The organism is Patulibacter sp. NPDC049589, from assembly GCF_040675535.1.
In the GTDB taxonomy this organism is placed as follows: Bacteria; Actinomycetota; Thermoleophilia; order Solirubrobacterales; family Solirubrobacteraceae; genus Patulibacter.
Genome location: NZ_JBFAPC010000152.1, coordinates 1 through 13,223, shown reverse-complemented (window position 1 = coordinate 13,223; position 13,223 = coordinate 1). Strand labels below are relative to the sequence as shown.

Sequence of the window (13,223 nt, the reverse complement as noted above, 5' to 3'; positions counted from 1 at the left end):
CGCGCCCAGCACGTCGCCCGCACGCTGCGCGGCGGCGAGCGCCTCCTGGTCCACCAGCAGCGCCTTGGCCAGGGCCTGCTCGACGTTGAGCACCGAGCGGATCTGACCGGGGATCTTCTCCTCGATGTTGTGGCACTGGTCGAGCATGAAGTTGACGCCCGACGAGGGCAGGTGCGCACGCTGCGACACGATCTCCGACATGATCCGGAACAGCTGGAACGGGTCGGCCGAGCCGACGATCAGGTCGTCGTCGGCGTAGTAGCGCGAGTTGAAGTCGAACGCGCCCAGCTTGTTCACCCGCAGCAGCTGCATCACGATGAACTCGATGTTGGTGCCCGGCGCGTGGTGGCCGGTGTCCAGCACCACTGTCGCCTTGTCGCCGAGCGCCATGCAGTGCACCAGCGAGGTGCCCCAGTCCGGGATGTCCATGCTGTAGAAGTGCGGCTCGAAGAACTTGTACTCGAGCAGGATGCGGTGGTTGTCGTCGAGCGCGTCGTAGATCGTGCGCAGCGACTCGGCGAGCCGGTCCTGGCGGCCGCGCAGCGAGTCCTGCCCGGCGTAGTTCAGGCCGTCCGGCAGCCAGATCTTCAGGTCGGTCGAGCCGGTCTGCCGCATCACGGTCAGGCACTGCAGGTGGTGGTCGACCGCCTTGCGCCGGACCGCGGCGTCCGGGTGGCACAGCGAGCCGAGCCGGTAGTCGTCCTCCTGGAACAGGTTCGAGTTGATCGCGCCGATCCGCACGCCCAGCTTGTCGGCGTGCGCCTTCAGGTCGGCCCAGTCGTCGACCAGGTCCCACGGGATGTGCAGCGAGACCCGCGGCGCGAGCCCGGTGAGGCGGTGCACCTGCGCGGCGTCGGAGAGCTTCTCGTACGGGTCGCGCGGCACCCCGGGCCGGGCGAACACCTTGAACCGGGTGCCCGAGTTCCCGTACGCCCAGCTCGGGACCTCGACAGTGAAGTCGTCCAGAGCGTCGAGGGTCATGAGGTACCTCCGTACCGTCGGTTGGTGAGCCCGTTCAGCAGGGCCGCGAAGACGAGGACCGTGCCGAGGGCGAGGAGCTGGTATTGCGCGCCCTCGTTACCGACGAAGGCGAGCAGGATGCCGGCGTTGAGCCAGACGATGAGCAGGGTGGCGAGCACGACCCCGGCCACCCGGCCGATGCCACCGGTGATCGCCACCCCGCCGAGCACGGCGATGGTGATCGCGGGCAGGGCCATGCCGCTGCCCGAGACACCCGCGTCCGGGCGGGCCGAGGCGAACTGGGCCACGGTCACCACGGCCACCAGGCCGGAGATCAGACCCGCATAGACGTACGCCTTGAAGCGCGTGTCGCGCACGGGGAGACCCGACCAGCGCGCCGCCACGTCGTTGGTGCCGATGGCATAGAGCCGGCGACCGTACGCGGTACGCGCCAGCAGCAGCCAGACGGCCACGACCGTGGGCAGCAGGAACGTGAAGATCCCGAGGGGTACGTCCGGGATGTACTGCCCGAACAGCGGCAGCTCCACCGACTTGCTCAGCGAGAACAGGTCCTGGATCGGCGGGGTGCTGATCGGCTGCTGGCTGTTGATCACGATGGCGATCGACTTGAACGCGTAGAACGTGGCCAGGGTCGCGATCAGCGCCGGGAACCCGATGTAGGACACCAGGAACCCGTTGACCGCCCCGCACAGCGCGCCGAACCCGGCGGTGGCCAGGATCGCCACCCAGAGCGGCCAGCCCCATTCGCCGTACGCGAAGCCGAACACCATCCCGGCCAGGCTCACGATCGCGCCGACACTCAGGTCGATGCCGCCCCGCCCGGACAGGATCACCAGCAGCTCGGCCAGGCCCAGCATCGCGAGGGGCACCGCGTTGATCAGAGCCGCGGACATGTAGTCGAAGTCGTACGGCGCGGTCAGGTAGCCGCCCGCGTCGTTGACGAAGAACGTGATCACCACGGCGACGATGAGCACCGCGAGCAGCGGGATCCGCTGGGTGAGCAGGACCTTCAGGATGTCCGGCCGCTGCCGGACCGGTGCCGCTGTCGCGGTCATCGGGACCTCCTCGCCCGGGCACGCAGCAGGTCAGCACCGACCGCCACGATGATGAAGATGCCGACGAACAGGTCGGAGAGCTGGGAGCTCCAGCCGAGCTGGGTGACGCCGGAGGCGACCGATTGGACCAGCAGCGCGCCGAGCAGGGTGCCGAGGACCGAGCCGCGGCCACCCATGATCGAGGTGCCGCCGATGACGACGGCGGCGATCACGGCGAGCTCCTTGCCGGAGCCGACCGACTGGTCCAGCGTCGAGGTGCCCTGCGCGATCACGAAGCAGGACGCCAGGCCGACGAGCAGGCCGGTGAGCACGTAGGCGAGCAGGACACGGCGCTGGACGCGTACGCCGGCGAGCCGTGCGGCCTGCGCGTCGCCGCCGACCGCGAAGAAGTGCCGGCCGCCCGCGGTGTGCCGCAGGTACCACCAGGCGGCCGCGGTGATCAGCAGGGTGATCAGGAAGGCGTGCGGGATGCCGAGGGTCCGCCCGTCCGGCCCGCGGCCGAAGAAGCCGAGCGTCCCGGGGATCCCGTTGACCGTCCCGGAGCCGAAGATCTGCAGGCCGAGGAAGAGGAACAGGTTCGCCGTACCGAAGGTGATGATGATCGCGTGCACCCGGCCGTAGGCGATCAGCACGCCGTTGACCAGCCCGAGCAGACCGCCGGCCAGGACCGCGACGAGCACCGCCATGCCCAGGCTCACCTCGGCGTCGACCAGCAGTTTCGCGGTCAGCACCGAGCACACCATGATGGCCGCGCCGACCGAGACGTCGATACCGCCCGTGATGATCACGATGGTCATGCCGACGCCGACCAGCGCCACCGGGGCGGTCGCCACCAGCAGGGGCTGGATCGAGCCGCCGGTCATGAACGCCGGGGTGCTGAGCCAGAGCGCCACCCAGAGCAGCGCGATCACGCCGACCAGCACGATCTCCTGCCCGGTCCCGCGGGAGGCCCACGCACCGGGATCGACGGGCAGCGCGGTGGCGATGAGGAAGACGAGCAGCACGAAGTACTCGCGCGGCGGACCGACGCGCAGCGCAAGCGCACCGAGGGTCACGGAGGCGCCGACGACGCCGCCGGCGACGCACGTCGCGAGCACGCTCCCGGCGACGACCGTGCCGAGAGCCGTGACCGCCGCGAGCAGCAGCGCGGCCTCGGCCAGCCGCCGGGCCCGCCGGCGGTAGGGAGCGTCGGAGGCGTAGAGGGCGACGAAGCTCCCCAGCGCGGCCTGCACGCCCTCCGCGACGTGCCCGAGCACCGCGCCGGTGACGAGCGGGATCGCGATCGCCGCCCCGGCTCGCACGGCGCGCCAGCGGCGGGGCCGGGTGCTCGCCCAGAGGCGCGCCGCGGACCGCCGCGCGCGGGTCGCCCCGATCCCCCCGCCGCCGTCCGTGGCTCGCATCGCCCCGGATCCTGACGCAGACGGCGTCGCCGCCCGGCCCCGGCCCCGCCGTCCGGCTCCGCCCCGATCGCGCGAGGGGCTCGGGGCGGGCCCGGGGTCCGGCTCGCCCCGGCCGCGGCGAACGTCCGCGGGCGGCGACGACCACGCCGCCGCGGGCCCGCTGCGAGAATCCGCGCCGATGGTGGAGCGCGCGGCCGACGGACGAGCGACGGGACCGGCCCGCCGGGTCTCGGACGTGCTCCACGACCGCCTGCGCGCCGAGATCCTGGCCGGCGACCTGACCCCGGGTGACGCGATGTCCTCCGAGCGCGCGCTCGCCGAGCGGCACGGGGTCAACCGCCACGCGGTCCGCGAGGCGCTCAAGCGGCTGGAGCAGGCCGGGCTCGTGCGGATCACCCAGGGCGGGGCGACCCGCGTCCAGGACTGGCGGGAGACCGGCGGGCTCGACCTGCTGCTCGACCTCGTCCGCGACGCCGGCGCCGAGGCCGGGCCGCCGGCCGAGGTCGTGCGGTCGGTGCTCGAGCTGCGAGCGCTGATCGGGGTCGACGCGGCGCGGCGCTTCGTCGCGCGGGCGGACGACGGCGCCCGCCGGTACGTCGCGTCGCTGGTGGACGCGGTCGCGGCCGCCGTAGACGCGGGCGGCGCGCCGGGTCCCATGTCCCGCGAGGGCGCGGCCGTCGACAGGACGGCCGCCGGGGGGTCCGCCCCGGCGGCCGCCGACGGGGCGGGCCCCGGTGCGTCGGGCACGGTGCCGTCGGCGAGCGTCGTCGCCGCCTACGAGGACCTCTGGCGGGCGATCGTCGCCGGGGCGGGGAACGTCGCCTACCGCCTGATGCTCAACTCGCTGAACCAGGCCGTCGCCGCGTTCCCGGACCTGGCCGCGGCGCTGGCCCCGGACGACGCCGGCGCCCTCCGCGCGCTGGCCGCCGCGGTGCGCGACGGCGACGCCGACGGCGCCTCCGCGCTCGTGGCCGCGCAGCTCGAGGGCGACGTCCCCGCCGCCTGAACGCGGGCCGGCGGGCACCTCCGCGCCGCGTCCCCGTCCGCCCGGCGTCGCTCCGCGGACCGACGGTCAGCGGCCCGTCGTCCTGCGGCCGGACCCGGGACGGTCGACTGGGGGCCGCTCACGTCTTGACGGTCACCGCGGTCAACTGGTACAACCAGTTGAGCATCTGGTCCAACCAGTCTGGAGCGCCGGCTCGTGTCCGATCCCATCCTCTACGCCATCCCGTTCTTCCTGCTCTTCATGGCGCTCGAGGTCCTGACGCTCCGGCACGCCGCGCACGAGCATGCCGAGGATCCGTCGGCGCCGGTCGGGTACGACGCGAGGGACTCCGCGACGAGCATCACGATGGGCCTCGGCAGCCTCGGCTTCAAGGCGATCCTCAAGCTCGGCGCGGTCGTGGTCTTCGCCGGCGTCTACGAGCTGTCGCCACTGAAGATGCCGATGGGGGAGTGGTGGCCCTGGCTGCTCCTGCTCTTCGCCGAGGACCTCTCCTTCTACGCGTACCACCGCGGGCACCACCGGGTGCGGATGCTGTGGGCCACGCACGTCGTCCACCACTCGTCGCAGCACTACAACCTGTCGACGGCGCTGCGGCAGGACTGGTCGCCGTTCACCGCGCCGGTCTTCTGGCTCTGGCTGGCCGTCATCGGCTTCCCGCCGTGGGCGATCCTGCTGGCCCAGAGCTGGAACCTGCTCTACCAGTTCCTCCTGCACACGGAGGCGGTGCGGACGCTGCCGCGGCCGATCGAGCTCGTGATGAACACGCCGAGCCACCACCGCGTGCACCACGGCGTCCAGGACCAGTACCTGGACAAGAACTACGGCGGCATCTTCATCGTCTGGGACCGGCTCTTCCGGACGTTCGAGCCCGAGCGGGAGCGCGTCCGCTACGGCCTGACGACGAACATCGACACCCACAACCCGGTGCGGGTCGCGTACGGCGAGTGGGTGGCGCTGCTACGGGACGTCCGCGATGCGCGGACCTGGCGCGACCGCGCGGGCTACCTCTTCCGCGGGCCCGGCTGGTCGCCGGCACCGGGCGCGGCGGAGGAGGTGCGCGAGGAGGCGCCGGCCCCCGAGCGGCGACGTCTGGGGGCGCGCCCCACCGGGTAGCGTCCCCGCATGGCGAAGGAGGAGACCACCGTCCTGGCGGCGGGACGCGAGGTGCGGCTGTCGAGCCCGGGCAAGGTGTTCTTCCCCTCGCGGGCCGAGCGCGGCGACGGCCTCGGACCCGAGGCCGCGATCACGAAGCTCGACCTCGCCGAGTACTACGTGGCGGTCGGCGAGGCCCGGGCCGCCGCGCCGGCGGGCGACGGGCCGGCGGCGGCGGACGCCGCGCCCGCGGTCGGCCCGGCGGTCCTCCACCTGCAGGAGCGGCCCGGCGCGCTGAAGCGCTTCACCAACGGGATCACGAAGGAGCCCTTCTTCCAGAAGCGGATCGCCGACACCGCACCCGAGTGGCTGCAGACCGCGACGGTGACGTTCCCGAGCGGGCGCACCGCGCGAGAGCTCGTCGTCAACGACGCCGCGCACCTGGTCTGGGCGGTCCAGCTCGGCACGATCGACTTCAACCCGTGGCCCGTCCGCCGGGCGGACCTCGACCACCCCGACGAGCTGCGGATCGACCTGGATCCGCAGCCCGACGTCGGCTGGGGCGAGGTGCGCGCCGTGGCCCTGTGCGTCAAGGACGTCCTCGACGAGCACGACCTGATCGGCTGGCCGAAGACGTCCGGCTCGCGGGGGATCCACGTCAACGTGCGGATCCGTCCCGAGCACGACTTCACCGGCGTGCGCCGCGCCGCGCTCGCCCTGGCCCGCGAGGTCGAGCGGCGGATGCCCGGACGCGCCACGTCGAAGTGGTGGAAGGAGGAGCGCGAGGGCGTCTTCCTCGACTACAACCAGAACGCCCGCGACCGGACCGTCGCGTCGGCGTGGTCGGTGCGCCCGACCCCCGACGCGCGGGTCTCGATGCCGCTGACCTGGGCGCAGGTCCCCGACGCCGAGCTCGGGGACTTCACGCTCCGCACCGTGCCGGAGCTCCTGCGCGCCCACGGCGACCCGCACGCGGCGATCGACGCCCACGCCGGGTCCCTCGCGGGCCTGCTCGACCTCGCCCGGCGCGACGAGGAGGAGGGGCGCGGAGACGCGCCGTGGCCGCCGAACTTCGCCAAGGGCGAGCACGAGCCCAAGCGCGTCGCGCCGAGCCGGGCGAAGAAGCCGAAGGGCTGACGGGCGTCGCCGCGGCGCGGCGACGCGTCCCCGTCGGCCGGTCGCGTGCCTCCGGGCGGCCGGGGCCCCGAGTCGGCCCGGGCCTCAGTGCCCGGTCGTCGTCCGGTGCCCGCTGCCGCCGTGGGGCACGAGCGGCACGGCCGCCCAGGCCGCGCCGACCGCGGTGCCGGCGCGGACGAGGGTCGCCGCCGCCGGCAGCGAGGGACGCGCGGCCAGGCGACCGAGCGCGGGGCGCGGGGCCGGGAGCCGCAGCAGCCCGTACGAGCAGGCGGCCAGGGCGACGCCCGCGACCGCGTCGACGACGTAGTGGTTGCCGGTGGCGACGACCGCGAGGGTGATGACCGGGCCCCACAGCGCGCCGATCGTGCGCAGGACGCGGGAGCGGAAGGTCATCACGATCGCGATGCCGACCGTGAACGCGAACGCGACGTGCAGGCTCGGGACCGCGGCCAGCGGGTTGTAGAGCGCGGTCGACAGCCCCGAGGTCAGGGCGCTCGAGCCGCTGGCGGTGATCGTGTCGGTGACGCCGATGCCCGCCATCCGCGGCGGGGCGACCGGGAAGAACGCGTTGACCGGCGTCGCGAGGACCCAGGTCAGCAGGAGCACGTCGCGCAGGCGACGGAACGCCGGGACCGACGCGTGGCGGACGAGCAGCAGCGCGGCGGGGACGACGAGGAACTGCGCCGCCATGTAGAGGTGGTTGAGGATCCAGACGGCCGCGGGCGCGTCGAACGCGCGCTGGACCGGACCCTCGACGTCGAGGCCGAGCGCGCGCTCCAGGTCGACGACATGGCCGGCGTTCGCGTGGGCCGCGCCCTCGCCCGCCCCGAGCCACCGGGCCGCGGCGTAGGTGCCGTACGCGACGGCGAAGGCCAGGAGGACCGTCCGCCAGGTCCAGCGGTGGCCCGCTGGGGCTCCGGGTCGCGTGGTGTCCTCGGAGCGCATCGTGGTTTCACCGTACCACTATGCGCGTGCATGTACCGGACTAAGCGGACTGTGGTCCGCTGTCCCGACCGGCCGGGCCGCGGAAGGCCCGCGGTCGGGCCTGCGGGGCGGACGCACGCGGCCGGCCGCGGCGCCCGCCCGGAGCCTCAGCGCGCGCCCACGACGCGCGTGTTGTTGCCGACCGACACGCCCTGGCCGCCGGCGCTGCGGACCTGCACGGCGCAGAAGACGCGCCAGCCGCGGTCGGTCGAGCGCAGCTTGTACGTCTTGCTCGTGCGGAAGCCGCGGTTGCGCTGCTTGGAGCCCTTCTGGAGCAGGAAGGCGTAGCGGAACTTCGTGCCCGCGGTCCACGATCCGCGGCGGCAGGTCATCGTCCGGCCGACCTTCGCGGTGCCCTGGATCTTGATCGAGCGGCCGCCGCGCGGGGCCAGCGGCGTCTGGGCGGCGGTGACGTCCTGCTCGGCGACCGCGGCGTCGATGAACGTGCGGATCTCCGGGGCGGCGACGTTGGCGAAGAAGTTCAGGCCGCGGCACTTGGAGTCCGCGATGTCCGTGACGCCGATGAGCTTGCGGGCGCTCGCCGAGCCGATCGTCGCGGTGCCGCCGCTGTCGCCGGAGCAGGCGCCCTTGTTCGTGCCCTCGGTGCAGAGGAACGCGCCGGGCGCCGAGTTGCTGCAGCTCGACCCGCCGATCACCGAGCGGACGGAGACCTCGCGCAGCGTGCCGTAGTCGTCGGAGGTCGGGCTGGTGATCCCGAAGCCCGTGATGCGGACCGAGCGGCCCGGGTCGACGAGCGTCCCCGAGGGCGCCATCGGCAGGGCCGCGACCTTGCCGGTCGTGAGGTCCAGGGGCGCGGCGAGCGTCAGCACGGCGACGTCGTCGTAGAAGCCGCCGGCCTCGTGGCGCGGGTGCACGCGGATCGCGGCGACGCCGCCGACCACGCCGGTCGCGCGGCCGGCGGCGGAGGTCACGTCGGGGGTGCCGGCGGCGACCGCGACCTGGTCGGGGGTCGCGCGGGTGCCGTTCTCCTCGACCACGCAGTGCGCGGCGGTGAGGATGTGCAGCGCGTCCAGCACTGTGCCGCTGCAGGCGCCCACGGACGTCTGCCCGAAGACCGTCTGGATCGCGACGGTCCAGGGCGCCGTGGAGGTGTCGGCCAGCACGTCGCCGCCGGCGATGCGGGTGGTCGCCTGGTCGCCGGCGGCCGAGAACCCCGTCCGCCACTCGGCGGCGCTCGCGGTGGCGCTCGCGCCCAGGGCGACGAGCAGGGCGCCGGAGAGGGCGGTCGTGGCGCGGCGGCCGCGCGGGCGGGGGAGGGTCATGAAGGTCCTTGGTACCCGGTGGGCGGCGTCCCGGACGGGCGCCGTCCGCGCACGGTAGCCGGGCCGGACGTGGCGCGGTCGCGCTTCCGGGCCCCGCGGGCCGGATTCTTCGCTCCCCCTTCGCCGGCGGCGTGGGGAGGTCCGGGTCGGGCGGCCCGGGGCGCGCCCCGCCGGCCCGGGACCACGGACCGCTCCCGTCCTAGGTCCAGGTCGGCAGCATCGCCTCGTGGTACCGGGCGCCGTAGGACCCGTCGGGCAGGATCGCGTGGACGCGCTCCAGGTCCGCGGCGTCCAGGACGACGTCGGCCGACGCGACGTTCTCGGCCAGGCGCTCGGGGCTGCGGGTGCCGGGGATCGGGACGACGTCGTCGCCCTGCGCGAGCAGCCACGCGAGCGCCAGCTGGGTGACCGCGACGCCCTTCTCGGTCGCCAGCGCCGTCAGCTGTTCCACCGCGCGGGCGTTCCGGACGAAGTCCTCGCCCTGCCAGCGCGGGTCGGTGCGGCGCATGTCGCCCTCGGGGTACTCCTCCGCCGGCTTGACGTCGGAGGTCAGGAAGCCGCGGCCGAGCGGCGAGTAGGGGACGAAGCCGATGCCGAGCTCGCGCAGGACGGGCAGGACGTCGGCCTCGACCTCGCGCTCGAAGATCGAGTACTCGGTCTGCAGCACCGAGACGGGGTGGACGGCGTGGGCGCGGCGGATCGTCTCGGGGCCGGCCTCGCTCAGGCCGAAGTACCGGACCTTGCCCTCGGCGATCAGCTCCCCGACGGTGCCGGCGACCTCCTCGATCGGCACGTCCGGGTCGACGCGGTGCTGGTAGAGGACGTCGATGACGTCCGTCCCCAGGTGGCCGAGACTCGCCTCGGTGACCTCGCGGATGTGCTCGGGGCGGCTGTCGAGGCCGACGCCCAGCGGCGTGTCGCCCGACAGGTCGAAGCCGAACTTCGTGGCGATCACGACCTCGTCGCGGACGTCCTTCAGCGCCCGGCCGAGCAGCTGCTCGTTGGAGCCGGTGCCGAGCCCGTAGAGCTCGGCGGTGTCGAAGAACGTCACGCCCAGCTCGTGCGCGCGGCGCAGCGTCGCGATGCTCCGCGCGTCGTCGTCGTTCGGCCCGTAGGCCATCGTCATCCCCATCGTCCCGAGGCCCAGGGCCGAGACCTCGAGGCCCTGCCGGCCCAGCTTGCGGTGCTGCATGTGCGTCGTCCCTTCGCGCGGTGCGGTCGCCGTCGTGCCGAGGCGACCGGGTCCTCCGGATGGTGCGCCGCTCCGGCGCGAAAGTCAACTAACTGGTTCGTTAGCTCAGGGCGGTGCGGCCCCGCCGGTGGCCGCACCGCGGGATCGCCATCAGCCGTCCAGCTGGTCGATCGTGCACTCCGCCGGCGCCTTGTCGTCGCGCCAGCGCTGGAGCTTCGTGCCGTGGCGGATCCGGCCGGCGGAGACCTGGTCGAAGCTCACCTCGACGACGAGCTCGGGGCGCAGCTCCTGGACCTCGAGCTCCTTGTCGGACTTCCAGCGGCTGGGCTCCCCGGCGATCACCCGGCCGGTGCCGTAGGGCCGCAGCTCGGCGGTCAGCTCGCGCTTGCGCTTGGCGGTGAAGCTCGAGCAGTGCCCGACGGTGCGCAGCTCGCCGTCCGGGGCGTAGAGGCCGAGGATCAGCGAGCCGACCGTGCCGTCCTCCTTGCCGTGGCGCCAGCCCTGGACCACGCAGTCGATCGTCCGCTTGCGCTTGATCTTCACCATCCCCTTGCGCTCGCCCGGCAGGTAGGCCGCGTCGAGCTCCTTGGCGACGACGCCCTCGGTGTCCTGCAGCCAGCCCTCGGCCTCCTCCGGCGTCCGGACCGCGGGGGTCAGCGCGACGCTCGAGTCCGCGAACGCGTCGGCGGCGAGGAACCGCTCCAGCGCGTCGCGGCGGGCCGAGAACGGGCGCTCCAGCAGCGACAGGTCGCCCACCGCCAGCAGGTCGAACGCCACGTACCGGGCGGGGACCTCGACGGACAGCTTCGCGATCCGCGACGCGGCCGGGTGGATCCGCTGCGAGAGCGCGTCGAAGTCCGGGGCGGAATCGCCGTCCAGGCCGTCGGGATCGACGACGATCTCCCCATCCAGCACGTAGCGGCCGGGCGGGAAGCGCAGCTCGGGGAAGTAGCGCTGCAGCGGCTTGCCGCCGCGCGAGAGGAGGACGAGGGACGCGCCGCCGGCGGTCGCGGTCGGCTCGTCGGGGGAATCGGCGTCCGTCGGGGACCTCGCGCCCTCGGACCCGCCCCGTCCGGCGTCCGGCGGGCCGGCGCCGCTCGTCCCGCCGACGGGCACCGCGCTGTCGACGAACGCGATGGCCCGGAAGCCGTCCCACTTCGGCTCGTAGGACCAGCCGTCGCCGGTCGGGAGGCTCTCCCGCCCGCGGGCGAGCTGCGGGGCGAACGGGGGCTGCAGCGGCAGGGGCACGGTGGGGCGACCCTACCCGCGGGCGGGGCGGGCGGAAACCGGCGCGCGGCGGTGCCCGGACGGGCGGCCGAGACCGCGGTGGTCGCGCGGGGCCGCTCCCGCCCGTCCCCTCACTCCGTCCGCAGCCCGCCCGGCCGCAGCACCCGCCGCAGCGCCGGCGCGCTCAGGGCCGTCACCAGCGGGACGAGGGCCGCGCCGATGCCGATGATCAGGAGCACCGGCCCGGCGTCGACGCGGAACGGGGCGTCGACGAGCCGCAGCAGGACCGCGCCGAGCCCGAGGCCCGCGACGACCGCGAGGCCGAGCCCGAGGCCGACCGGCACCGCGGTCTGCAGCAGGATCGAGCGACGGATCGTCGCCGGCGGGGTGCCGAACGCGACCAGGGACGACAGGAGCCGGCGCCGCTCGTGCAGCTGCTCGAGGGCGCTGACCAGCATGCTCGCGCCGATCAGCAGCAGGACGGCGATCGCGGCGACCACGCTGGGGCATCGAGAGTGCGGTGGTCCTCCTCAGACGAGGAGGACCGCACTCTCGATGGTCGTGCGGCCTCGGCGCGGCGGCCCGCCCGCCGGGACCGGGGTCCCTACCGCCCCGGCGTCAGCGCGTAGACCTTGGCCTTGCGCTGCGCGTGGCCGGCCTTGTCCGTCGCGCGCAGGGTCAGCGTGTAGCGGCGGCCGCGGACCAGGCCGGAGGTGACGATCGTGCCCTTGCCGCTCGACGTCGTGCGGGCCTTCACCGTCTTGGAGCGCTTGCGGCCGGCGGCCGTCCAGCGCAGCGTCGCAGTGATCTTGCGGATGCCGGCGCTCGGGGTCGCGTCGGCGACCCTGACGCGGGTGACGCAGCGCGTCGGGGTGCAGCGCCGGGACGCCAGGCGCATGGTCGGCCGCGCGGAGTCGGCGGTGCTGCGCGGCGTCACCGGGGGCGTCGGCGTCGTGTCGGGGATGTTGGTCGCGGCCCGCAGGAACGAGTTCACCGAGGACTCGCCGACGCGCGTGTAGAGGCCCGGGCGGCCCGGCTGGGCGCAGCCGATGCCGAGGCTCACGATGCCGGCCAGCACGGGCGTGCCGCCGATGTCGACGGTCAGCGGGCCGCCGCTGTCGCCCTGGCAGGAGTCGACGCCGCCCTGCGGCTCGCCGGCGCAGAGGACGCGGTCGTTGACGTTCGCGCCGCTGCCGGTGTACGCCGACTGGCAGGTCGAGCGCTTGAAGATGTGCGTCGTGGCGATCTGGAGGTCGCGCGGGTAGTCGTTCGTGGTGCCGAGGATCGTCCCGACGCCCGACCCGCTCTGGGCGGTCCGGTCACCCCAGCCGGAGAGCTTCACCGCGGCGCTGCCCTCCGGGTCCACGTACTGCGCGGACTCGGTGGCGGTGATGAGCGCGATCGGCGCGATCGGCGTGGTGCCGTCGATCTTCGGGGAGCCGGCGTAGAGCGGCTCGGCGAGCGTCAGCACGGCGGCGTCGCCGTCGAGGTTGTCGATCGTGAACCCGGGCCGGACGACCATCTGCGTCACCGCGACGTCGCGGGCGGTCGTGGCCTCGGGCTCGGCGCCGTCGCGCAGGTGGGCGGTCCCGGCGAGCACCCGGACGTGCGACACGTCGCGGGCCTGCCCGGTGGTCGAGTCGAAGACGCAGTGGCCGGCGGTGACGACGTGGGTGGCGTCGACGATCGTCCCGCCGCAGAACTGCCCGGCGTACGGGCTGGCCGCCGCACCGTCGGGGGCCGGGTCGTACAGGGCGACCTGGAACGGGCGGGCGGCGATCGCCACGGGGCCCCCGCCGACCACGCGCGTCGTCGCGGTGTCCGCGGCGGCGGGGCCGGCGGTGGCGGCGACGCCGGCGAGCTCCA

At 74.3% G+C, this 13,223-nt stretch carries 12 protein-coding genes; 3 read left to right on the top strand and 9 right to left on the bottom strand.

The features are described 5' to 3' along the window. The 3 genes from AB0L40_RS21985 to AB0L40_RS21975 all read right to left on the bottom strand — a co-directional run. Window positions 1-981 (bottom strand): L-rhamnose isomerase (locus AB0L40_RS21985; protein WP_364359704.1); only part of this gene is annotated, 981 nt, incomplete at its 3' end. Then, window positions 978-2,036, bottom strand: a complete 1,059-nt coding sequence (locus AB0L40_RS21980; protein WP_364359701.1) for an ABC transporter permease — start codon at window positions 2,034-2,036, stop codon at window positions 978-980. The genes AB0L40_RS21985 and AB0L40_RS21980, both read right to left, overlap by 4 nt. After that, window positions 2,033-3,436: an ABC transporter permease gene (locus AB0L40_RS21975; protein WP_364359698.1), complete on the bottom strand. Its 1,404-nt coding sequence runs from the start codon at window positions 3,434-3,436 to the stop codon at window positions 2,033-2,035. Before AB0L40_RS21975 ends, AB0L40_RS21980 begins: the two co-directional genes overlap by 4 nt. Window positions 3,437-3,614: 178 nt before the next feature. Here AB0L40_RS21975 and AB0L40_RS21970 point away from each other — a divergent pair, with 178 nt between their 5' ends. The 3 genes from AB0L40_RS21970 to AB0L40_RS21960 all read left to right on the top strand — a co-directional run bounded on the left by AB0L40_RS21970 (window position 3,615) and on the right by AB0L40_RS21960 (window position 6,671). Then, window positions 3,615-4,442, top strand: a complete 828-nt coding sequence (locus AB0L40_RS21970; protein ID WP_364359695.1) for a winged helix-turn-helix domain-containing protein — start codon at window positions 3,615-3,617, stop codon at window positions 4,440-4,442. Between the two features lie 195 nt (window positions 4,443-4,637). After that, window positions 4,638-5,555, top strand: coding sequence for a sterol desaturase family protein (locus AB0L40_RS21965; RefSeq protein ID WP_364359692.1), 918 nt, complete (start codon window positions 4,638-4,640; stop codon window positions 5,553-5,555). Between the two features lie 9 nt (window positions 5,556-5,564). Further along, window positions 5,565-6,671, top strand: coding sequence for an ATP-dependent DNA ligase (locus tag AB0L40_RS21960; protein WP_364359689.1), 1,107 nt, complete (start codon window positions 5,565-5,567; stop codon window positions 6,669-6,671). Window positions 6,672-6,755: 84 nt separating this feature from the next. Here AB0L40_RS21960 and AB0L40_RS21955 read toward each other — a convergent pair whose 3' ends face one another. From AB0L40_RS21955 to AB0L40_RS21930, 6 genes are all read right to left on the bottom strand, one after another. Then, window positions 6,756-7,616 (bottom strand): phosphatase PAP2 family protein, encoded by an 861-nt coding sequence (locus AB0L40_RS21955; protein ID WP_364359686.1) that lies wholly within the window; start codon window positions 7,614-7,616, stop codon window positions 6,756-6,758. A gap of 146 nt (window positions 7,617-7,762) precedes the next feature. Next, window positions 7,763-8,938, bottom strand: a complete 1,176-nt coding sequence (locus AB0L40_RS21950; RefSeq protein ID WP_364359683.1) for a trypsin-like serine protease — start codon at window positions 8,936-8,938, stop codon at window positions 7,763-7,765. Window positions 8,939-9,137: 199 nt separating this feature from the next. Then, the gene (locus AB0L40_RS21945) at window positions 9,138-10,130 is read right to left on the bottom strand and encodes an aldo/keto reductase (RefSeq protein ID WP_364359680.1); all 993 of its coding nucleotides are present in this window, start codon (window positions 10,128-10,130) and stop codon (window positions 9,138-9,140) included. 150 nt (window positions 10,131-10,280) lie between these two features. Further along, on the bottom strand, window positions 10,281-11,378 hold the full coding sequence (locus AB0L40_RS21940) for an ATP-dependent DNA ligase (RefSeq protein ID WP_364359677.1): 1,098 nt from the start codon (window positions 11,376-11,378) through the stop codon (window positions 10,281-10,283). A 110-nt stretch (window positions 11,379-11,488) separates the two neighbouring features. Then, the gene (locus AB0L40_RS21935) at window positions 11,489-11,857 is read right to left on the bottom strand and encodes an FtsX-like permease family protein (protein WP_364359674.1); all 369 of its coding nucleotides are present in this window, start codon (window positions 11,855-11,857) and stop codon (window positions 11,489-11,491) included. A gap of 104 nt (window positions 11,858-11,961) precedes the next feature. Beyond that, on the bottom strand, window positions 11,962-13,223 hold a 1,262-nt coding region (locus AB0L40_RS21930; RefSeq protein ID WP_364359671.1), incomplete at its 5' end, for a serine protease.

Coding starts and splice junctions, on each gene's coding strand:
- AB0L40_RS21955 (WP_364359686.1), bottom strand. CDS start 7,616: ATGCGCTCCGAGGACACCACGCGACCCGGAGCCCCAGCGGGCCACCGC.
- AB0L40_RS21980 (WP_364359701.1), bottom strand. CDS start 2,036: ATGACCGCGACAGCGGCACCGGTCCGGCAGCGGCCGGACATCCTGAAG.
- AB0L40_RS21945 (WP_364359680.1), bottom strand. CDS start 10,130: ATGCAGCACCGCAAGCTGGGCCGGCAGGGCCTCGAGGTCTCGGCCCTG.
- AB0L40_RS21960 (WP_364359689.1), top strand. CDS start 5,565: ATGGCGAAGGAGGAGACCACCGTCCTGGCGGCGGGACGCGAGGTGCGG.
- AB0L40_RS21970 (WP_364359695.1), top strand. CDS start 3,615: ATGGTGGAGCGCGCGGCCGACGGACGAGCGACGGGACCGGCCCGCCGG.
- AB0L40_RS21975 (WP_364359698.1), bottom strand. CDS start 3,436: ATGCGAGCCACGGACGGCGGCGGGGGGATCGGGGCGACCCGCGCGCGG.
- AB0L40_RS21950 (WP_364359683.1), bottom strand. CDS start 8,938: ATGACCCTCCCCCGCCCGCGCGGCCGCCGCGCCACGACCGCCCTCTCC.